Origin of the sequence: Morganella morganii (assembly GCF_019242955.1) — a bacterium.
GTDB classification, from domain to species: Bacteria; Pseudomonadota; Gammaproteobacteria; order Enterobacterales; family Enterobacteriaceae; genus Morganella; species Morganella sibonii.
The window spans coordinates 2,311,770-2,333,088 of record NZ_CP066129.1 but is presented as its reverse complement, the minus strand read 5'-3'; the positions used below and the strand labels follow the sequence as shown (position 1 = coordinate 2,333,088).

Here is a 21,319-nt window from a genome sequence, read left to right as displayed (position 1 = left end):
TGTGTGTTCTCTGTCACCCTCTGTGCCGCACATCCGGCAGGTGACGCGGTTATAAAAAATCCGGCGGATATTAACAGATTACCGGAAATTAAGATGTAACCGGCCTGAACTATCAGAACTGCGGAAGTTAATCCACATCCTGACGCCAGGCCTCGGCGGACAATGCTTCACCAAAATGGCTGGTGATAAGACGACGCGTCACATCGTGCAGCGGTGATGCCAGCACTTCCGCAGTGTTACCGCGCTCGACGACTTCGCCGTTATGCATCACCAGTATCTGGTCACTGACATGTTTTGCCATGCCCAGATGCTGTGTGACATAAATATAGGCAATTTTCTGCGTTTCCTGGAGTTCCAGGATCAGATTAATAATTTGTGAACGTAATGACATATCCAGAGACGCCAGTGCTTCATCCGCCACAATCACTTCCGGCTGCAAAATCAGGGCGCGGGCGAGTGCTACGCGCTGCTTTTGTCCGGAGGCCAGCATGTGCGGATAATAATCCGCGTGATCAGGCAGCAGACCGACCTGACGCAGTGTCGCGTTAATACGCAGACGGCGTCCGGTGGCATCCAGATCAGTATTGAGCATCAGCGGCAGCTCGAGAATCTGCCCGGTACGCTGACGCGGATTGAGTGAGGTGGCCGGGTCCTGGAATATCATCCGGATACGCTGGCTGCGGTAACTGTAATCACCGAACGTCAGCTTGTGTTTGTCGATCAAAATTTCCCCGCCGCTCGGCTCAATCATACCGGATAACATCCGGGCCAGAGTGGATTTTCCGGAGCCGTTTGCGCCGGTAATCGCGAGTGTCTGGCCGGGTTGCAGTGTAAAACTGACCGGTTTGACCGCTTCAAGCCGGTGACGGCGGAAAAAGCCATCCCGGTAACGGAACGTTTTGCTCAGATTTTTAACTTCCAGCAGCGGACCGGGCATTATACGTCCTCCATATTCAGCGGGAAGTGGCAGGCAAAACTGCGGTTTTTGACGGTCCGCAGACGCGGTGCATCAATGCACACTTTCTGGGCATACGGACAGCGTGGCCCCAGACGGCAGCCGACCGGCAGATGCTCCAGTGACGGTATCGCTCCCGGCAGGGTATTCAGACGACATTTGTGCGCCAGCGGCTTCTCAAAATCAGGGATAGCCCGCATCAGAGCCTGAGTATACGGATGATGCGGTTTGAGCAGCAGGTCATCCGGCTCGGCGCTCTCCACTGTCTGTCCGCAGTAGAGCACATTAATACGATCAACCAGCTGGCTCATTAACTGCAAATCGTGGCTGATCAGCAGAATCGTCATATTGTTGTTCTGGTTCAGCCGGGTCAGCAGACGGAAAATCTGTGCCTGTGTATCGGGTTCCATGGCGTTGGTCGGCTCATCGGCGATCAGCAGGCGTGGCTGATTGGCCAGGGCGATGGCAATCATCACCTTCTGGCATTCTCCCTCGGTCAGTTCATAGGGATAACTGCTCATCACATCTTTGTGATCTTTAATACCGACGCGGTGCAGCAGCTCAATCGCACGGCGTTTGCGCCAGTGAAAGCGTTGCCACCAGCGGCCTTTGTAAGTCCAGCCGGGGATGGTCTGAATCAGTTGTTTACCGATATTTTCTGACGGATCCAGGCAGGATTGCGGCTCCTGGAAAATCATCGACACATTATGGCCAATCACCCGGCGGCGCTGACGGGGGGAGAGTTTCAGTAAATCGATATCATTAAAGCGGAACCGGTCAGCGGTTACCCGCAGATTATCTTTGGTAATACCGGCAATCGCTTTGGCGATCAGGCTCTTACCCGAACCGGATTCCCCGGCAAGCCCGCGGAACTCGCCCTCGGTCAGGGACAGTGTCACACGATCAACGGCCTTGACCGGCCCGGCAGCTGTCATAAATTCAATGGTTAAATTGCGGATATCCAGTAACGGCATTATTCAACTCCCGCATTAATGGCGCGCTGTAATCCGGTGCCGAGCAGATTTACCAGCAATACACTGATAAGTATAGCGGTTCCCGGCAGGAGTACCGTCCAGGGGGCGACATAAATCAGTTCCAGCGAATCCCCGAGCATAGCTCCCCATTCCGGTGACGGCAGTTGTGCCCCCAGCTCCAGAAAACCGAGTGCGGCAATATCCAGAATGGCAATAGACAGGGCGCGCGTCAGTTCGGTAACGGTTACCGCACTGATATTCGGCAGTACAGTGTGTATAAGAATATTGAGATTGGAGGCGCCGTCGAGGCGGGCGGCAATCACATATTCCTTATCAAGCTCATCATGTACTGCGATATAAATCATCCGCACAATACGGGGCAGCAGTGCCAGCGCCACGGCGATCATCGCGTGACTGAGACTGGCACCGAAAAATGCCACAACAATAATCGCCAGCAGCAGAGAAGGCAGTGCCAGCAGGGTATCAAACATATGATTAAAGATGGCGGAGCGCAGACCGGAGGTCATTCCCGCGAGACAGCCGATAATAATACCGGCGACAGTGGCGGTGACAGTGACCAGCAATGCGCCGCCGAAAGTCGATTGTGTGCCGAGGATAAGACGGCTGAAAATATCGCGGCCGAGATCGTCCGTACCGAGGAAGAATGCGACATTCCCGTAATGGGACCAGGACGGCGGTAATAACTGGTGGCCGGCAAACTGCTGATCGAGGGCATAAGGTGCTATCCAGGAGCCGGCGATTGACAGCGCAATCAGAAACAGTACTCCGTAAAAGCCGATCATTGCCGGAATATCTGCGGTGAAATGCTGCCAGATAACCCGCCCCGGGGACGGCATCCGGTCTTCACGGTAGAAATTATCTGAAGGCATACCATTCCTTATGTTTCAGCGGGCTGCTGACGGCGCCCAGAATATCTGACAGCATATTGACAATAATCACCATGGCACCGACCAGCATGACACCGGCAGAAATCGCGGCAAAGTCCTGCTGGCGGATAGCGGTGATCAGCCAGCGGCCGATCCCCGGCCAGTTAAACACCACTTCCGTCACCATTGCCAGCGTCAGCATGGTGGAGAACTGCAACCCGAGTTTCGGGATCACCGGCGGCAGCGCATTATGCAGCAGGTGGCGGCGGATAATCGTCAGACGTGATAACCCGCGGATAGCGGCGGCCTTAATATAGTTCTGGCTGATAATCTCTTCGGTACTGGTACGCATCAGGCGGATAACTTCAGTCATCGGCGCGATGGAAAGGGTGATCACCGGCAGCACCATATGGGACAGCACATTGAGGATCATCGCCTGCCGGTACGGTGAATCGGACAGCCAGGCATCGATCACCGCAAATCCGGTGACCGGTGTTAAATCATACAGCAGGTCAATACGTCCTGAGACCGGCAGCCAGTCCAGCCGCAGAGAGAAGAACAGCGTGAGCAGCAGCGCCAGCCCGAATACCGGAACCGAAAAACCGACCAGGGCAAAGGTGCTGATGGTGATATCCGCCATCTTATTGCGCCAGACCCCGGCGATAATCCCGGCAGGAATGCCGATCACCAGCGCCAGCATGAACGCCAGACCGCACAGCTCCAGTGTGGCGGGCAGTACCGCCCATAACTGCTGGCTGATCGGTTCACCATTAATGACTGAACTGCCGAAATCCCATGAAAACAGGCTCTTATAATAGAACAGCACCGCATCTGTCAGAGACGCGCCGCTTAGTGGTGCGTTGGCCGGAAAATAACTCAGGCTGAAACTGAGAACAGACAGAAAGCAGAGAGTGATCAGCACCAGCAGCAGACGGCGAAGAATAAAAATGATCATGGTTTATCCTCCGGTTCCGGCGCATCCCCGGTATCACGGTAAACCCCCGCAAAGGAGGTATTGCCGAACGCGCTGAGCACCAGCCCTTTGATATCATAGCGGAATGCCTGCAAACGCAGGGAATAAGCCAGCGGCAGCACCGGCAGATCCTGTGCCAGAATCTGCTGTGCCTGGTGATAATACTCTATCCGGCTGCTCAGTTGCTGTTCAAGCAGCGCCTGGTGGATCACATCATCAAATTCCGGGGAACACCAGTGGCTCAGGTTGGTTTGCGAGCCGATGGCCGCACAGCTGAGCAGCGGGCGGAAAAAACTGTCCGGGTCATTACTGTCGGTTGACCAGCCCGCAAGCGTAATATCATGGCTGCGATCCATCAGGCTGTTTTCCTGAAAACGCCCCTCAACCGGGCGGATGTTCATTTTAATCCCGGCACGGGCCAAGTCAGCCTGAATCAGCTCGGCCATTTTCAGCGGGCTGGGGTTATAAGACTGCGAAGCGGTCGGCACCCAGAGATTCAGTGTGATATCGCTGAGTCCCAGTTCACTGAGCATCGCTTTTGCTTTTTCCGGATTATATTCCGTGACACGGGCCTGGTTATCATACGCCCAGGAAACGCGCGGCAGGATAGAGGCGGCGGTTTCCGCCGTGCCGTAATAGATGGATTTCATCAGGCGCTCATTATTAATCGCGTATGCAATCGCACGGCGTGCCTGAGGATTATTAAACGGGGGTTTGCTGGTGTTAAACGCCAGATACGCGATATTCATCCCCGGGCGCAGCATCAGACTCAGGCGCGGATCATCACGCAGTACCTGCAACTGACTTGCGGCGGGATAGGCCAGCACATCACACTCGCCGGTGATCAGTTTTGACATTCTGCCGGTACCGCCCGCCCCGAGATCAACCACCACTTCCTGCATGCGGGGTTTCCCCTTGCGGTAATTGTCATGGCGTTGCAGACGGACAAACTGACCGCTCTGGTAATCATCCAGATAATACGGCCCGGTCCCGACCGGTTTCCAGTCGAGCTGCTCCTGACGGCGGGTTTTCAGCAGGTTATCGGCATACTCTTTGGACAGGATGGGGGCGTAATGGGTTGCCAGGTGCCACAGAAAAGAGGCATCCGGGGTATTCAGTTTAAATTCAACGGTGTGGTTATTGATTTTGCGGATGGATTTAACGTTGGACGCGAACTGGAGGCTGTCAAAATAGGGATAACGCCCGCCGTTGACATAGTGATACGGATTCTGTTTATCCACCACGCGGGAAAAGCTGAACACCACATCATCCGCATTCATTTTACGGGTCGGTTTGAACCAGTCTGTGGTCTGAAAATCGGTATCACGGCGCAGATAAAAACGGTAAGTCGCACCGTTATCCAGTACGGTCCAGCGGGCGGCCAGTTCCGGGATCAGGCGGTAAGTGTAAGGGTCAACATCCAGCAGGCGGTCGTAAATCTGTGCTGCCAGCGGTTCGACAATCAGCCCGCTGCTGGCCAGCTGCGGGTTAAATGTACTGATGTTGCCGTTCACACAGTAGACAAAACCGGTATCGCGGACAGGCGGCAGTGCGGCGGTCTGAGCCGTTACCGGTTTTACCGGCTGGTCTGTCTGCGGGGCGGGGGCGGCGGCAAAGCCTGAAACAGGCAGGAGAACCGCGCATGCCCGGATAATCCAATGGCGCATAAATCAGTTACCGTTAAAAATGAACAGGGTATTGTATCGCAATTTGTGAGACTAACCAAAAACGAAAGCATTTAATCCGGCTGCGGGCTGCCGGCATGCTTTTTCAGTAATCCGCGAAACTGATGATAGGTCAGATTCAGCAATTGTGCTGCTTCGCGCTGATTAAATTGTGCACGTTGCAGCGCGGCATCCAGCGCGTCTTTCTCCTGCGTGTGCTGCCACTGTTTCAGGGAAAACGGCAGCGGCGGCAAAGGCGGCTCCCCGGTATCCGGCGCATGAGACTGAGTGGTGACAAACGGATTGATCACCAGTTCCGCCAGCAGTCCGGTGGTATCTCCCTGGCGGTACAATGACCGTTCAATCACATTTTTCAGCTCACGGATGTTGCCCGGCCAGTGATAGCTCTGCATCTGCTGTAATGCATGCGGGGAAAAACCGGCAAAAAAAGGCGTGCCCATCTCCTGACACATCTGCACGGCAAAATGACCGGCGAGTTCGGTCAGATCGCGCGGACGCTCACGCAGCGGCGGGATATTAACGACATCAAAGGCCAGGCGATCGAGTAAATCCGCGCGAAACTTTCCCTCTGCCGCCAGTGCAGGCAGATCCGCGTTGGTGGCACAGACAATCCGCACATCCGCTTTCAGTGTCTGCTGCCCGCCGACACGCTCAAATTCCCCGTATTCAATCACCCGCAGCAATTTTTCCTGTACTGTAAGCGGTGCTGTACCCAACTCATCAAGAAACAGTGTTCCGCCATCCGCCCGTTCAAAACGTCCCTGATGGCGGCGCTGCGCACCCGTAAATGCCCCGGATTCATGACCGAACAGCTCGGAATCAAGTAAATTATCGTTCAGTGCCGCACAATTAAGCGCAATAAACGGCTCATCCCAGCGGGGGGAGAGATAATGAAGACGATGGGCAAATAACTCTTTACCGGTGCCGCGTTCACCGCAAATCAGTACCGGACGGGCAATTTTTGCCAGCTGTGAGACTTTTTCCAGCGCATCGAGAAAGTTGTTATCGATACCGATCAGGGTTTCAGTGTTATTTTTCATGATTAATTTGACCATTAAATGGTTAATGTGACCACTCTACAAAAAGTCAGGACAAAAGGGAAATAAATAAATCCGATAAAAAACAAAAGGATAAAAATATTCACAGAATTGGCACGCATCTTGTAATAGTAATCGTGTCATAAGACATAATTGCTGATAAAAGGACATCAATCATGGGAATTTTTTCACGTTTTGCCGATATCATTAACGCCAACGTTGCATCGCTGCTGGATAAAGCGGAAGATCCGCAGAAAATGATCCGCCTGATGATTCAGGAAATGGAAGATATGCTGGTGGAAATCCGCTCCACCTCTGCCCGCACACTGGCGGAACGCAAAAATCTGTCACGTCAGATTGAAGGCGGTGAGCGTCAGGTGAGTGACTGGCAGGAAAAAGCGGAACTGGCGATTGTCAAAGGGAAAGAAGATCTGGCGCGTGCCGCACTGCTGGAAAAACAGCGTGTGGAAAGCCATGTCGATACCCTGCGCCATGAGCTGATTATTCTGGACGAAACTATCGCCCGGCTGAAAAATGAAATTAACGAACTGGAACAAAAACTGACCGAAACCCGTGCCCGCCAGCAATCCATGGTGGTGCGTCACGAAGCGGCAAAATCGTCCCGTGCGGTGCGCCGTCAGCTCGACAGCGGCCGGATGGACGAAGCAATGGCCCGCTTTGAGCAGTTTGAAGCGCGGATTGACCACATGGAAGGCGAAGCCGCAAGCTATGGTCTGGGGAAAGAAAAATCACTGGAACAGCAGTTTGCCGAACTGAAAGCAGAAGATGAGATCAGCGCACAAATCGCGGCCATCAAAGCACGTCTTGAAAAAGAAGAGAAGGGCGAATAAGGTCGGTACAGGCTTTCCTGAATTAATACCATTAAGGACAAACATATGGCATTTGTATTTTTAGGTATACCACTGACAATTTTTGTGTTGTTCGTGCTGCCGATCTGGTTATGGCTGCACTATAACAGTCAGCGGGGAAGCCGGGCCGGTGAATTCGAAACCCGCCGCCTTGCGGCGCTGGCGGAAAATGCTCAGCAGATGGAAGCACGGATTAAAACCCTGGAAGCGATTCTGGATGCGGAAAATCCGGGCTGGAGGCAATCATAATGGAATTTCAGTCACGTAAACTGTACCGCTATCCGGATGACGGTATGTTCCGGGGCGTATGTGCCGGTATTGCCAACTATTTTGAGGTTCCGGCCTGGATGATCCGCATTATCGCGGTGGTTGCGACATTTACCGGCTTCTTCTGGCTGACTATCACCCTCTATATTTTACTGGGGATGGTACTGCCGGTGGTGCCGCGTGATTATCCCGGCCGTGATGGCGGACCGAATGCCGCCATGCTGCTGGAGCAGACGGAACGCAGTCTGGCACGCACTGAAAAACGGGTCCGCGACATTGAGCGCTATGTAACATCGGAACAATATGCTCTCAACCGCCGCTTCCGTGATTTGTAACCGGACAAACGGAGAATACGATGAAATGGCCGGATAAACACACGCTGCTGCGTGCCGGAAAAACCGGGGCGCAGCTGTTAACCACGGCAGCGCTGGCGGCTGCACCTGCCGGTATTGCAGGTGTGATTCTGAAATCAGTTACCCGTCCGGCCTTGCGCGGGGCGGCAATACTGGTACTGGAACCTGTTATCCGTGCCGGTATGAAAAAAGTCATTGGCCGTTTTACACCGGAGAATTATGAAACGTCTGCAAAATGAGCTGAGCGCCCTCGTTAACCGCGGGCTGGATCGTCATCTTCGTCTTGCCGTTACCGGATTGAGCCGCAGCGGCAAGACCGCGTTTATTACCTCGTTTGTTAATCAGCTGATGAATGTACAGAGCGGCGCACGTCTGCCGCTGTTTTCGGCTGCCCGTGACGGGCGCATTCTCGGCGTAAAACGGATCCCGCAGCGGGACCTGGGGGTTCCGCGCTTTGCTTATGATGAGGGGCTTGCCTCACTGTACGGCACGCCGCCGGACTGGCCGGTACCGACGCGCGGTGTCAGCGAAATCCGTCTGAAACTGCGCTACCGCACGCAGGACAGCCTGCTGCGTCATTTTAAGGAAACGTCCTCGCTCTATCTGGAAATCGTTGATTATCCGGGAGAGTGGCTGCTGGATCTGCCGATGCTGGAACAGGATTACCTGACCTGGTCGCAGCAGATGAAAACGCTGCTCAAAGGTGAGCGGGGCGAATGGGCGGAGCCGTGGCTGGCACTGTGCCGTCAGCTTGACCCGGATGCTCCTGCGGATGAACAGCAGCTGGCGGCAATCGCACAGGCGTATACGGACTACCTTCACCGCTGCAAAGCGGCGGGATTTCACTTTATCCAGCCCGGCCGTTTTGTGCTGCCGGGAGATATGGCCGGTGCACCGGGGCTGCAATTTTTCCCGTTTATCACCGACCTGATGCCCGACCCGTCCCGGCTCGCCAAAGCGGCGAAAAGCAGTGTGCTCGGCATGCTGCGTGACCGTTATCAATACTATTGTGACCATGTGGTCAAAGGTTTCTATAAACACTATTTTCAGCATTTCGACCGCCAGGTTGTGCTGGTGGACTGCCTGACCCCGCTTAACAGCGGGCCGCAGGCGTTTACGGATATGCGCCTGGCGCTGACCCAGCTGATGCAGAGTTTCCATTACGGCAAACGCACATTATTACGCCGTCTGTTTTCCCCCTGTATTGATAAACTGCTGTTCGCCGCCAGCAAAGCGGATCATGTCACCGCTGACCAGCATGCGAACCTTGTTGCGCTGCTTCAGCAGCTGACGCAGTCAGCCTGGCAGCAGGCTGCTTTTGAGGGGATTAAAATGGACTGCACCGGGCTGGCCTCGGTACAGGCTACTGAATACGGCATGGTGATGCATAACGGGGAAAAAATGCCGGCACTGAAAGGTACCCGGCTGGCAGACAACGCCCCGCTGACGTTCTATCCGGGCGAAGTGCCGAAGCGGTTGCCGGATGCAGACTTCTGGCAGCAGCAGGGGTTTCAGTTTGAATCTTTCCGGCCGTTACCGATGCGGATGGATACACCGCTGCCGCATATCCGGATGGACAGCGCGATGGAGTTTTTACTGGGAGATAAACTGTCATGAGTGAGCCGATAAAATCCCGGATTGATTTTGAGGAAGCGCCGTTAGCGCCGCCGGTACAGGAAACGTTAAAACCGGCACAACAGTTTGCGGACGATGACAGCATACAGTTTGAACGCGCGGAATTCACGGCGGAACAGGAGTCAGAAGGGGAAGCAGAAGCCCTGCTTATTCAGGCACTGAAACCCCGGCGCAGCCTGTGGCGTAAACTGGTGTTTGTCGCGGGTGGATTGCTGGGGATCAGCGCCGTCGCACAACTGATTCAGTGGGTGAATGATGCGTGGACAGGTAATGACTGGACTGCCCTCGGCGGGATCGCCGCGACGTTTCTGGTGCTGATTGCCGCGGCCGGGTCTGTTATCACGGAATGGCGGCGCATGTACCGCCTGCGTCAGCGCGCCACAGAGCGTGAAGCGGCAGAAGAGCTGCTGCAAAGCCACCGTATCGGTGACGGACGCGCATTTTGCGAAAAACTGGCAAAACAGGCCAATATCCCGTCACACCATCCGGCGTTACAGCAATGGCAGAGCCTGTTACAGAGCAGCCATAACGATCGCGAAGTGGTGACGCTTTACTGTCAGATTGTTCAGCCGGTGACCGATGAACAGGCGCGCCGGGTGATCAGCCGTTTTGCGGCGGAATCCGCGCTGATGATTGCTGTCAGTCCGCTGGCACTGGTGGATATGGCCTTTATTGCCTGGCGTAATATCCGGCTGATCAACCAGGTGGCGGCGATTTACGGTATTGAACTGGGCTATTACAGTCGTCTGCGTCTGTTTAAACTGGTTCTGCTGAATATTGCTTTCGCGGGGGCCTCCGAGCTTATCCGTGAGGTGGGAATGGACTGGCTTTCTCAGGACATCACCGCACGGTTATCTGCCCGTGCGGCGCAGGGTATGGGAGCCGGGCTGCTGACTGCCCGTCTGGGGATCAAGGCGATGGAGTTATGCCGTCCGCTGCCCTGGACCACAACGGATAAACCTAAACTGATGGATTTCCGTAAACAGTTGTTACAGCAGCTTAAACAGGCCGTCCCGAAAGGGAAAAGTGCGGAAAAATCCGCCCTGTAACCGATAACCCGGCCGGATGTGCATTTTGTGATGTCATCCGGCTTTTTTATGCAGAAATCTCTGTCACGTCACTGTTTTTTTCACAACAATCCCGCTATGCTCCCAACGTGTCACCGTACCACCTCTCCGGCGCGGTTTGCCGTCCGCGCTGAATAAAACGTCATTAACCGACTGACATATCTGTACTTTCATTGCCTTTTCACACGGAACTGTGGATAAACACCGCAGGAACGCATTTATTGTGTCAACAAATCGTGACAGTTTTCATTTTATACCGTAAAATCAGTTTCAATTAACGGGAAAATAATAACTTAAGTGTAAATAGGATCGTAACGATGCGATTGGAAGTAATTTGCCAGGACCGAATCGGACTGACGCGGGAGTTATTGGATCTGCTGGTATTGCAAAATATCGACCTCAAGGGTATTGAAATTGCCCGTAACGGCCGGATATACCTCAATTTTATGCAGATAGATTTTTCTGTGTTTCAGTCCCTGATGGCTGAGATCCGCCGGATTCCGGGCGTGGTGGATGTCAGAACTGTTCACTTTATGCCGTCTGAGCGCGAACAGCGCGCGATGTGGGCATTACTCGAATCTCTGGAAGACCCGATTTTATCCCTCGATCTGCGCGGGAATATCGAACTGGCCAACAGCGCGGCACTCTCCCTGTTTGCCACCACTGAAGAGCGCATCCGCCAGCGTAACATCACCTATTATTTCAGCCAGTTCAACTTCACCCGCTGGATTGAGGATGATGAACCCGCGCCGTACAAAGAAACCATCAGCCTCAAGGGGCGTTCTTACACGCTGAGTGTGACGCCGATTAACTTTGATGAGAAAGATGATGCCTCTGCCACGATCGGTGCGGTTGTGCTGCTGCGCACGGTCAGTGAGAGTGTCAGCGGGCAGAAACGCCGTATGCAGGTGATGCATTCCGGCAGTTTTGATGATCTGGTGGCGAAAAGCGCCAAAATGCGCCACGTGGTTGAACAGGCGCAGCGCATGGCAAAAATGGACTCCCCGCTGCTGCTGGTCGGCGAAACCGGTACCGGGAAAGATGTGTTTGCCAAAGCCTGTCATCTCTACAGCGTGCGCGGCAATCAGCCGTTTCTCGGGCTGAACTGTGCCTCGATGCCGGATGATGTGGTGGAAACCGAGCTGTTCGGTTATGCCGCCGGTGCTTATGCCAACAGTACGGAACCGAAAAAGGGCTTTTTTGAGCAGGCCAACGGCGGGACCGTCCTGCTGGATGAAATCGCGGAAATGTCTCCGCAGATGCAGATCAAACTGCTGCGTTTCCTGAATGACGGTACATTCCGCCGTGTCGGGGAAGAGCATGAAGTCAAAGTGGATGTCCGGGTTATCTGTGCGACCCAGAAAAATCTGCTGGAACTGGTAAAAGAAGGCAAGTTCCGTGAGGATCTCTATTACCGCCTCAATGTGCTGACGCTGACCATTCCGCCGCTGCGTGAGCATCAGGAAGATATCCTGCCGCTGACCCGTGATTTCGTGAAGCGTTTCTCTGAGGAGCAGGGTTGTGAGGAGCCGCGTCTTGCACCGGAACTGGGACAATTTCTCTGTGCCTATCACTGGCCGGGCAACGTCCGCCAGCTGCGTAATGTGATTTATCAGGCACTCTCTTCACTGGAAGGCGCACTGCTGCGTCCGCAGGATATCGTTCTGCCGGAGCTGGAAGCAGAAATTGGTTTCAGTGAGGATATTCTCAGCGGGTCGCTGGATGATATCACCAAACGGTTTGAATGCTCTGTACTGACACGGCTTTACCGTCACTATCCGAGTACACGCAAACTGGCGAAACGTCTGAATGTCTCACATACCGCTATCGCCAACAAGCTGCGTGAATACGGGCTGAGCCAGCGGCGCGGTGCGGCAAAAGAGGATGAGGGTGAAGAGGAATAATTCACTCCCGCAATAAAAAATAACCCCGCGGCCGTCACCGGCAGCGGGGTTTTTTACAGATACGGGTAACTTATTTCAGTGCATTCAGCGCGCTGTCATAATCCGGCTCTTCTGTAATTTCACCAACCAGCTGGCTGTAGATCACAGTGTCGTTTTCATCCAGCACGATCACCGCACGGGCACACAGACCGGCCAGCGGGCCGCTGCCGATACCGACGCCGTAATTCTCACGGAATTCCGGGTCACGCAGGGTGGAGAGCATCACCACATTCTCAATACCTTCCGCGCCGCAGAAGCGGGACTGAGCAAACGGCAGATCCGCGGAAATACATAACACCACGGTATTGGAAAGTTTTGCGGCAGTTTCATTAAATTTGCGCACAGACGTGGCGCAGACACCGGTGTCCACACTCGGGAAAATATTGAGGATCTTACGCTTTCCGGCGAATTTGGTGAGCTGGACATCTGACAGATCATTAGCGACTAATTTGAATGGTACGGCTTTCTCACCGGCACGCGGAAGTGCGCCGTAAACCAGAACATCATTACCCTGAAGTTTTACAGTTTGTGTCATTTTTATCATCCTCTGAACGGGCTCATAATTGTTGGTATCAAAAATACCTTGCAGGTGTATTCTCACCGGATATCGTTAATTAAAATGTAATATCCGGTTGTTGTGTTTCGGTAATCATCAGATAATCTATCGGTTTACCATTTTTAATACAAGGCGTCCGTTATGCTCAGGCCGGCAAAATTTTCCCGTTCCGCACTTCTTGCCGGAACGTTTTTCACTTTTTCTTCTCTGTTTTGTGCAACAGCGGCGGAGATCCCCGCAGGAACACAGCTGGCAAAAGAACAATCTGTTTATCGTCATCTGAAAGATGAACCCGCATCTCTGGACCCGATTAAAGCAGTCGGACTGACCGAGGCTCAGATTCTGCGCGATTTATTCGAAGGGCTGACCAGTCAGGGAGCGGACGGTAAACCGGTGCCCGGTGTCGCGCTTTCGTGGGAAACCCGCAATAACCAGGTATGGACATTCCGCCTGCGTGACGATGCCCGCTGGTCAGACGGCTCACCGGTAACGGCACAGGACTTTGTTTACAGCTGGCAGCGGCTGGTGAACCCGGAGAACCTTTCGACATTTGCCTGGTTTGCACCGCTGGCCGGGATTAAAAATTCACAGGCGATTATCGACGGCAAAATGCAGCCGGAAGCTCTCGGCGTGGAAGCGGCTGATGCCCGGACACTGCGGGTTACGTTAGATCGCCCTGTGCCGTATTTTCCGAACTTAGCGGCGAATTTCAGCCTTTTCCCGGTACATCGCGCCACGGTGGAGAAATACGGTGATAACTGGATCCGCACCGGGCATCTGGTCGGTAACGGCGCGTTTGTTCTGCATGACCGTGTGGTGAATGAAAAAATTGTCCTGACACCCAATAAGCATTACTGGGATCACAAACACACAGTACTGACATCGGTCACCTTTGTGCCGATTAACCATGAATCTCAGGCCACCAAGCGCTATCTGGCCAATGATCTGGACATCACGGAATCGTTCCCGAAAAATCAGTATCAGAAACTGAAAAAGGCGATCCCCGATCAGATTTATATTCCGGATCAGCTCGGTACCTATTATTACGCCTTTAACACGCAGCGCGCACCGACGAATGACCCGCGTGTGCGGCAGGCACTCTCCATGACTATTGACCGTGCGGTGATCGCGGAGAAAGTGCTTGGCACCGGTGAAAAACCGGCCTGGCATTTTACGCCGGATGTCACTGCCGGATTTACACCGGAGCCGGGTCTGTACCAGAAATTCACACAGGATGAACTCGACAGCCAGGCGAAAACCCTGCTGGCCGCCGCCGGTTACGGCCCGCATAATCCGCTGAAATTATCCCTGCTGTATAACAGCTCAGAAAATCATCAGAAAATTGCGATTGCAGTCGGGTCGATGTGGAAGAAAAAACTGGGCGCGGAAGTGAAACTGGTTAACCAGGAATGGAAAACGTATATCGACAGCCGCAATACCGGTAATTTTGACGTGATCCGCGCCTCCTGGGTCGGGGACTATAACGAACCGTCAACGTTTCTGTCTCTGCTGACCAGCACACACAGCGGTAATATCGCGCAGTATCATAATGAAAAATATGATGCTCTGCTGAAAACGGCGGCGCTGGAAACGGATGATAACGCACGTAATACGGATTATAACGACGCCGAAAAACTGCTGGCGGAAGATATGCCGATAGCGCCGATCTATCAGTACACCAACGGCCGTCTTATCAAACCGTGGCTGAAAGGATATCCGGTCAATAATCCGGAAGATGTGGCATACAGCCATAATCTCTATATCATCAGACACTAAGCCTGCTTCCGGAGCCTGCTGCTGAACGCGGCAGACTCCGGCTGAACACACTCATCAGCTGTTTTATGAACAACGGGGAGGACGCATGGGCGCTTTGTACGGTTCTGCTTTTCAGGGAACAGATCCCATCTGCCGGGTACAGTTTGACGGAGAGGGCGGTTGCACGCCGGTGGATGTCAACGCCGTTGCCGGGATAAAAGAACCGGTGTGGCTGCATCTGGACTATTTATCCGCGGATAACCAGCGCTGGCTGCGTGAAACGGAACTGCTGCCGCCGCAGGCGCGTGACGGGCTGACAAACAATGTTATCCGCCCCAGGACACTCCGTATTGGTGAGGGTGCATTAATTACCCTGCAAACCATCAACAACAATGACGGTGACCGGCCTGACCAGCTGGTGGCATTCCGTATCTGGATTTGCGGCAGTTATATTATTTCCACCCGCCACCGTAAAGTGCACTCCATCCAGACGATTCAGGACGATTTACAGAACGGGGAAGGGGTAAAAAATACCGGTGAATGGCTGGCGGAAGCGGCATTTTGTATCACGGATGAAGTGGCGGATTTTATTGAAGATCTGCACGATACCCTGATTGATATGGAAGATGCGATACTCGATCAGCATATTCCGGCACGCGGTGAACTGGCCCTGCTGCGCAAACAGCTGATTATATTGCGCCGCTACATGGCGCCGCAGCGTGATGTGTTTTCACGGCTGGCCTCTGAGCGTTATACCTGGCTTTCAGAACAGGACAGACATCAGCTGACGGATGTCAGTGACCGGCTGGGGCGGATTATTGACGATATCGACTCCTGTATCGCGCGGACATCGGTTATCTCGGATGAAATCACCAATATGATGGCGGATGCCATGAACCGCCGTACCTACACCATGTCGCTGCTGGCGATGGTATTTCTGCCGACGACGTTTCTGACCGGACTGTTCGGGGTTAACCTCGGCGGTATCCCGGGCGGGGATTTTCCGTTTGCTTTCAGTTTGTTCTGCGTGGGACTGGCGGGTGTTATCGGATTTGTTGCCTGGTGGTTACGTAAGAGTAACTGGTTGTAAAAACGTGTATTTTTATATGATTTTACGTACCGGACTTGAGATATATCAAGAAACGGCGCGCCCGGTTAGGGCACTATTACTCCCGCAGGTGAATACAACGTTGAGCGATGAACGTTGTGCTCCATAATTGTAGTTTTTCTCATATTGAGTTCTTATACAGAATATTGACCATTATCATGCCGGTGTATTTTATACATCGGTTTTTTTTTGCCTGAAAAACACAGATGCAAATGCGCCCTGCTGACAGGGCGATATTCAGGCCGCACCCTCCGTGGCGCGGCAGTATGACGGGGCGTTTATTTTACTTCCGTCACATCCAGACGTAATTCTGTAAAATCCGGACCTTCGCTGTCGTCATCCTCATCTTCCCATACCGGCTGAACAGGCAGTGTTTCGCGGTCAAACGCAAGATCACCACCGTCAACGACCTCACTGCCGTGATGGATAGATTTAAAATCGAATAATTCAGTGTCACATAAATGGGATGGTACGACATTTTGTGTGGCGCGGAACATGGTTTCAATCCGGCCGGGATAGCGTTTGTCCCAGTCGCGCAGCAGATCTTTGATCACCTGGCGCTGAAGGTTCGGCTGAGAGCCGCACAGGTTACACGGAATGATCGGGAAGCCTTTAGCTTCGGCAAAACGCTCAATATCTTTCTCGCGGCAATAGGCCAGCGGGCGGATCACCACGTGTTTACCGTCGTCACTCATCAGCTTAGGCGGCATACCTTTGAGTTTTCCGCCGTAAAACATGTTCAGGAACAGGGTTTGCAAAATATCGTCACGATGATGACCGAGCGCGATTTTGGTTGCACCGAGCTCAGTCGCGGTGCGGTACAGAATACCGCGGCGCAGACGGGAGCAGAGAGAACAGGTGGTTTTCCCCTCCGGAATTTTTTCTTTCACAATCCCGTAGGTATTTTCTTCCACGATTTTGTATTCAACGCCCAGTTTTTCCAGGTATTCCGGCAAAATATGCTCCGGAAAGCCCGGTTGTTTCTGATCGAGATTCACTGCAATCAGGGAAAAACGGATTGGCGCACTCTGTTGCAGGCTCTGCAGAATGGAAAGCAGGGTATAGCTGTCTTTACCGCCGGACAGACAAACCATAATCCGGTCGCCGTCCTCAATCATATTAAAATCTGCGATCGCTTTGCCGGTATGGCTGCGCAGACGCTTTTGCAACTTATTGATGTTGTACTGTTCTTTCGGTGTATTCATGTCTTACTGTTCTTAACGGGTTTGGCTGATGCCTGTGTCAGGCTGCACGGCAACGGAAATCTGAAATAAGGACGCAATGATAGCAGAAGGACGGGGGATTCGGATACGTATGGATTAAAAAGGATGACAGCCCGGAACGGAATGATCCGGGATGACGGGGACGGGCTGTTGATTGTGACTGATGTTATTATTTTTTGCTGCGGTTTTTACCTCTGTTTCTGTTCTTCATATCAATTGTGATGATGTCGTAGTCAGTTTCACAACTCTTTTTCTCTTTATAATTAAGTTTCCTGAGTTTGTTATTATTTTCGATGCAGTCAATAAAAAAGCTTTTTACATCGACATTAAATAAAAAAGAAAGCTGTAACAGTGTGCTTGCTCTTATATTGGTCACACCCTGTTCATAACGGGATATCTGCTGCTGACTTAACCCTAATAATTCGGCCAGTGCTTTACCGGAAAGACCTGATGATTTTCTCCGCTTCATAATTTGCTGGCCGATAAAGAGACTGATTTCTCTCTCATCCATACGATATGCCCTTAAATAAAATGCTGTGTGTAGTGATAAATTTATTAATTATGTTTATATTGTTCAAATGTTCCCAAATAACTGCTGTCAGTATATATATTCAGATGGTTTGACATATGGGATAATAGTTTCTTGGCGTCAGGATCTCTGTTTAATATAAATAATACTCTGTGAATGAACTTTTCCGGAGATATATTAAAAATCCGCAGAATTAATATTAGTGTATCCAGAGGAATAGCACTGTCACCGTTCTCATAACGGGATATCTGCTGTTGTGATAATTTTATTATTGAACCTAATTCATAGCCGGTGATGCCTTTTGATTTTCGTAATGTTTTAATTTCCTGTCCTATAACGGTATGAAGTTCCTTTTTAAAAATTTGGTGCTGACAGCTAAGGTCGCGGTAATTATCGGGGTGCATAAAGATACCATCAGGACGTCATTAAGATAAATGTATATTTTAAATGCTACAATATAAGATACCAGTAGTAAGAGACAAACTGTATATTGCGCATAATAGGCAAGCCTTATAACTGTTGTCAATAAATAAAATTTGCAATAAAAATGAACAAATAAATAATAAGTGAAATTTAAAACTGAAAAGAGTCAGATATTGAATGCGGGATAAGAAAGGAAATGTCTGATGTATTGAATATGATATCCTTTTGATATGTAAAATAAAATATAAGTGCAGACGGGTAATCGGACAAATAACTATTCAATGTTGTAATTATACTCACCAAAAGAGTTAAGTTAAGAGGTGTTCAATATGATGATATTCTTTTTATCAATATTATAATTGGATATGTCAATTTTTAAACCGAAATTATTGTTTTTGATAGGCGATAATCTTTACATAAACAAAACTAAAGGAGGTTTTGCGGATATCTTACCGTACCTTTATGCGTCAAAAAAGGACACATGGCTGTATAAAACCGATATCCGGACTGTGATTGAAAAGATATCGGCGAAATCATCAATATCTTTAGGTTTAATTTCTTAATGTTTTGTTTTTTCTTGCTTTTATGAGTCAATGTATAGCCGAAAAATATCTTTTATTTCATTGTGTTGATGATGATAATTTCTTTTTTTCTCTCCGGGCGACATCAGTATGAATCAGGAAATTGTTTATCAAAAATAATAATTCGTTATAAACAGGAGAAATTAAACGCTTGTTTATATCAAAACCGAAACAATTATAACAACAATGAAACCTTTTCAGATAAGGATAATAAAAACCTGTCATATTATTCGCTATTACCTGTCATTGGTTGTCAGGGGCGACTTTTCCGTATCTCCGGGATGTATGTTATGGCTGACAGCCGGTTACGGCAGCAGCCATAGAACGGATAAAAATTAAGCATGTTTTTGCATAACAGAATTGAGCGTTTTAACGACAAGCAGATTGCCGTTTTTCAGTGCGGCATAGTTTTCCTTTATTTCGGAAGCCGCATATGCACGAATTTCATTATTCAGATACTCAATCAGCTCAGTTTTACAATCCTTATTTGATTTGTCCAATGCGGAAAAAGGCGTACTGAGATCTTTATTATCTTCAATCAGCCGCTGAAGGAGTGATTTATCTGCTGCCCGGTCAAAATACTGATTGACAGAAATACCCCGCTCAAGGCCGGTCAGTTTCATCACCATCAGGGTTAATCTGGAACATACAGAATAAACAGTTTTATCACTGACAGACATACTTACCTCATTTACGGAAACCTTAAGATTTATGCTGGTGTGAAAGTTTACAGTATTTCTTTTTTTTTAAAAGGTAGAATAATCTGAATGTTATGTAAAAAAATCAAATTAGGCATATGAAGATTACGTATTGCCGCGTAATATCCGGTTGTTTACGTAGTATTTTTTATCATAAAGGAATAAACGAGTGATGAAGAGAAGAGTGAGTATATTGATGGTTCTGACCTTATCCGGATGTGCATCAACGGCTATACCACCGGAGCAATCTGAAAAAAAATAAAGACGATCCGTACAAAAACAGTACTGTAAATACTATCCGGGAAAACCAGGAGATATACAGAGAGCAACTTAGGTCAAAAGGTATTTATTAATCGTTTTATGGTGACAGAGAAAATGCGAATGGCACTATGCGTTATATTTTAATCATAATTTAATGTACGAAACAGACAGCAATATATCAGCGGAGATGAAGCATGGCAGATATCACAAATAAACAGGAATATACCGGCATCCGGTTTGAAAATACGGATTTAAGTGATCAGACAATCAGTGGCGTGATATTTGAAGACTGCACCTTTACCCGCTGTGATTTCAGCTCGGGCGTGGCGGACCGGTGTCGTTTTATCGACTGTGTGTTTATGCAGTGCAATCTGAGTTTACTGGCTGTGCCCGAAACCCGCTTTTCCGGCACGGAATTTAACGGGACAAAAATGACCGGCATTGACTGGACAAGAGCACACTGGCCGAAATTTGATTTCTATTCTCAGCTTGTGTTTAAAGAATGTATCCTGGACAGCAATAACTTTTTTGACCTCAGTTTGCATGAGTCTCATTTTGAATCCTGCCGGATCCATAATGCAGATTTCAGACAGGCGGAGCTGAATAAATCCGTTATACAGGATTGCGATTTAACCGATAGCCTGTTTATGCATACCAATCTGGAAGAGGCGGATTTTACCGGTTCTCACTCTTTCTGCATCGATATCCGTGAAAACAAAACCGCCAAAGCGACATTCTCTTCTTATGAAGCGCTGAACCTGCTGCGGGTTCTTGATATCCGCCTGTCTGATTAAATTGTGCAAAGTCGTGTATATGAGACAGATATCTGCTGAATAAAGCGTATAATTACGCAGTAACATCTTCATCAAATCTGATTTTGATGAATAAAGCGGCAGTAAGGCTTCTGGTCAGTTGCCGGTCTTTGATATGATCGGTAACAAATCACTCAATGTATATGGGCGGGACAATGAGAAAATTTATCATATCAGGGGTTATGGCCGTATTATTATCCGGCTGTGCAGGTACAGGTAGTCAGACACCGGAAGCACCCTGGGGCTTTACATGGGGGCAGACTCCCGCAGAATTAAAAGCACTGAATCTTGATGAGTTTGATTGCACAACAACCCGTGATGGCGGACAGTTATGCAGCGCTCTGGAATCACCGGATGTTAAAAAACAATTCTTTATGCTGGTCTTCTCACCGGAAGGGCAGAAATTAAATGCCATATCCCGTTTCGGTGTCTGGAATCATGACCAGACAGCATTGCTGAATGAATATGATAACGTTAATGCGGAAATGGAAAAAATCTACGGCAAACCGGCCGGGGTAAATGAAGAATATGACCGCAAAACACCGTTCCTGGAAAAAGTCGCCAAAGGAAAAATCGGGCAGTTTAAGCGCAAATATGAATCAAAAGATACCGACGTTGTGGTGGGTGTGGTCAGCAACGCCAATCTGGTACAGATAAATGATGAAAAAGATGTCACTTATACTGTGCTGACCATGTATACACTGAAATAAACCGGTATCAGCGGTGCT

At 50.4% G+C, this 21,319-nt stretch carries 22 protein-coding genes; 11 read left to right on the top strand and 11 right to left on the bottom strand.

The genetic code is table 11. The features are described 5' to 3' along the window. Nucleotides 1-127: 127 nt before the first annotated feature. From sapF to pspF, 6 genes are all read right to left on the bottom strand, one after another. Nucleotides 128-937: a putrescine export ABC transporter ATP-binding protein SapF gene (gene sapF, locus JC793_RS10800; RefSeq protein WP_046893518.1), complete on the bottom strand. Its 810-nt coding sequence runs from the start codon at nucleotides 935-937 to the stop codon at nucleotides 128-130. Next, the gene (gene sapD, locus JC793_RS10795; protein ID WP_046893517.1) at nucleotides 937-1,929 is read right to left on the bottom strand and encodes a putrescine export ABC transporter ATP-binding protein SapD; all 993 of its coding nucleotides are present in this window, start codon (nucleotides 1,927-1,929) and stop codon (nucleotides 937-939) included. The genes sapF and sapD overlap by 1 nt, the downstream gene beginning before the upstream one ends. After that, a complete protein-coding gene (gene sapC / locus JC793_RS10790) occupies nucleotides 1,929-2,819 on the bottom strand; it encodes a putrescine export ABC transporter permease SapC (protein WP_046893516.1) in 891 nt (296 codons plus the stop codon). Before sapC ends, sapD begins: the two co-directional genes overlap by 1 nt. Next, entirely contained in the window at nucleotides 2,806-3,771 is a 966-nt protein-coding gene (gene sapB, locus JC793_RS10785; protein WP_046893515.1) for a putrescine export ABC transporter permease SapB, read from the bottom strand. Before sapB ends, sapC begins: the two co-directional genes overlap by 14 nt. Further along, nucleotides 3,768-5,456: an ABC transporter substrate-binding protein SapA gene (sapA, locus tag JC793_RS10780; RefSeq protein ID WP_166707978.1), complete on the bottom strand. Its 1,689-nt coding sequence runs from the start codon at nucleotides 5,454-5,456 to the stop codon at nucleotides 3,768-3,770. Before sapA ends, sapB begins: the two co-directional genes overlap by 4 nt. A 71-nt stretch (nucleotides 5,457-5,527) precedes the next feature. After that, nucleotides 5,528-6,514: a phage shock protein operon transcriptional activator gene (gene pspF / locus JC793_RS10775; protein ID WP_218426184.1), complete on the bottom strand. Its 987-nt coding sequence runs from the start codon at nucleotides 6,512-6,514 to the stop codon at nucleotides 5,528-5,530. Between the two features lie 173 nt (nucleotides 6,515-6,687). On the opposite strand from pspF, the gene pspA reads away from it, so the two are divergent. The 7 genes from pspA to tyrR all read left to right on the top strand — a co-directional run bounded on the left by pspA (nucleotide 6,688) and on the right by tyrR (nucleotide 12,606). Continuing rightward, nucleotides 6,688-7,362 (top strand): phage shock protein PspA, encoded by a 675-nt coding sequence (pspA, locus tag JC793_RS10770; protein WP_046893513.1) that lies wholly within the window; start codon nucleotides 6,688-6,690, stop codon nucleotides 7,360-7,362. 45 nt (nucleotides 7,363-7,407) lie between these two features. Further along, a complete protein-coding gene (gene pspB, locus JC793_RS10765; protein ID WP_024473219.1) occupies nucleotides 7,408-7,629 on the top strand; it encodes an envelope stress response membrane protein PspB in 222 nt (73 codons plus the stop codon). Then, the gene (gene pspC / locus JC793_RS10760; RefSeq protein WP_046893512.1) at nucleotides 7,629-7,982 is read left to right on the top strand and encodes an envelope stress response membrane protein PspC; all 354 of its coding nucleotides are present in this window, start codon (nucleotides 7,629-7,631) and stop codon (nucleotides 7,980-7,982) included. Before pspB ends, pspC begins: the two co-directional genes overlap by 1 nt. 20 nt (nucleotides 7,983-8,002) lie before the next feature. Further along, nucleotides 8,003-8,239 (top strand): phage shock protein PspD, encoded by a 237-nt coding sequence (locus JC793_RS10755; protein ID WP_166707976.1) that lies wholly within the window; start codon nucleotides 8,003-8,005, stop codon nucleotides 8,237-8,239. Then, nucleotides 8,220-9,617 (top strand): YcjX family GTP-binding protein, encoded by a 1,398-nt coding sequence (locus tag JC793_RS10750; RefSeq protein ID WP_218426183.1) that lies wholly within the window; start codon nucleotides 8,220-8,222, stop codon nucleotides 9,615-9,617. Before JC793_RS10755 ends, JC793_RS10750 begins: the two co-directional genes overlap by 20 nt. Further along, complete coding sequence (locus JC793_RS10745; protein ID WP_218426182.1) at nucleotides 9,614-10,684, top strand: YcjF family protein; 1,071 nt, start codon at nucleotides 9,614-9,616, stop codon at nucleotides 10,682-10,684. Before JC793_RS10750 ends, JC793_RS10745 begins: the two co-directional genes overlap by 4 nt. A gap of 335 nt (nucleotides 10,685-11,019) precedes the next feature. Then, a complete protein-coding gene (gene tyrR, locus JC793_RS10740; protein ID WP_046893508.1) occupies nucleotides 11,020-12,606 on the top strand; it encodes a transcriptional regulator TyrR in 1,587 nt (528 codons plus the stop codon). Between the two features lie 70 nt (nucleotides 12,607-12,676). Here tyrR and tpx read toward each other — a convergent pair whose 3' ends face one another. After that, nucleotides 12,677-13,180 carry a thiol peroxidase gene (gene tpx, locus JC793_RS10735; protein WP_052927546.1) on the bottom strand — a complete coding sequence of 168 codons (504 nt, stop codon included), beginning with the start codon at nucleotides 13,178-13,180 and terminating at the stop codon, nucleotides 12,677-12,679. Between the two features lie 162 nt (nucleotides 13,181-13,342). On the opposite strand from tpx, the gene JC793_RS10730 reads away from it, so the two are divergent. Both JC793_RS10730 and zntB read left to right on the top strand, forming a co-directional pair. After that, nucleotides 13,343-14,977, top strand: a complete 1,635-nt coding sequence (locus tag JC793_RS10730; RefSeq protein ID WP_218426181.1) for a peptide ABC transporter substrate-binding protein — start codon at nucleotides 13,343-13,345, stop codon at nucleotides 14,975-14,977. Between the two features lie 85 nt (nucleotides 14,978-15,062). Then, nucleotides 15,063-16,046, top strand: coding sequence for a zinc transporter ZntB (gene zntB / locus JC793_RS10725; protein WP_046893505.1), 984 nt, complete (start codon nucleotides 15,063-15,065; stop codon nucleotides 16,044-16,046). Nucleotides 16,047-16,342: 296 nt separating this feature from the next. On the opposite strand, the gene ttcA is transcribed toward zntB, so the two are convergent. The 4 genes from ttcA to JC793_RS10705 all read right to left on the bottom strand — a co-directional run bounded on the left by ttcA (nucleotide 16,343) and on the right by JC793_RS10705 (nucleotide 19,500). Next, nucleotides 16,343-17,269 carry a tRNA 2-thiocytidine(32) synthetase TtcA gene (gene ttcA, locus JC793_RS10720; protein WP_218426180.1) on the bottom strand — a complete coding sequence of 309 codons (927 nt, stop codon included), beginning with the start codon at nucleotides 17,267-17,269 and terminating at the stop codon, nucleotides 16,343-16,345. 187 nt (nucleotides 17,270-17,456) lie between these two features. Continuing rightward, complete coding sequence (locus JC793_RS10715; protein ID WP_218426179.1) at nucleotides 17,457-17,798, bottom strand: helix-turn-helix domain-containing protein; 342 nt, start codon at nucleotides 17,796-17,798, stop codon at nucleotides 17,457-17,459. 44 nt (nucleotides 17,799-17,842) lie between these two features. After that, on the bottom strand, nucleotides 17,843-18,220 hold the full coding sequence (locus JC793_RS10710) for a helix-turn-helix domain-containing protein (protein WP_071243245.1): 378 nt from the start codon (nucleotides 18,218-18,220) through the stop codon (nucleotides 17,843-17,845). A gap of 935 nt (nucleotides 18,221-19,155) precedes the next feature. After that, nucleotides 19,156-19,500, bottom strand: a complete 345-nt coding sequence (locus JC793_RS10705; protein ID WP_218426178.1) for a hypothetical protein — start codon at nucleotides 19,498-19,500, stop codon at nucleotides 19,156-19,158. Nucleotides 19,501-19,973: 473 nt separating this feature from the next. Between JC793_RS10705 and JC793_RS10700 the strand changes: the two genes are divergently transcribed. Both JC793_RS10700 and JC793_RS10695 read left to right on the top strand, forming a co-directional pair. Then, entirely contained in the window at nucleotides 19,974-20,573 is a 600-nt protein-coding gene (locus tag JC793_RS10700) for a pentapeptide repeat-containing protein (protein WP_218426177.1), read from the top strand. Nucleotides 20,574-20,773: 200 nt separating this feature from the next. After that, entirely contained in the window at nucleotides 20,774-21,301 is a 528-nt protein-coding gene (locus tag JC793_RS10695) for a hypothetical protein (RefSeq protein WP_247717233.1), read from the top strand. Nucleotides 21,302-21,319 lie beyond the last annotated feature (18 nt).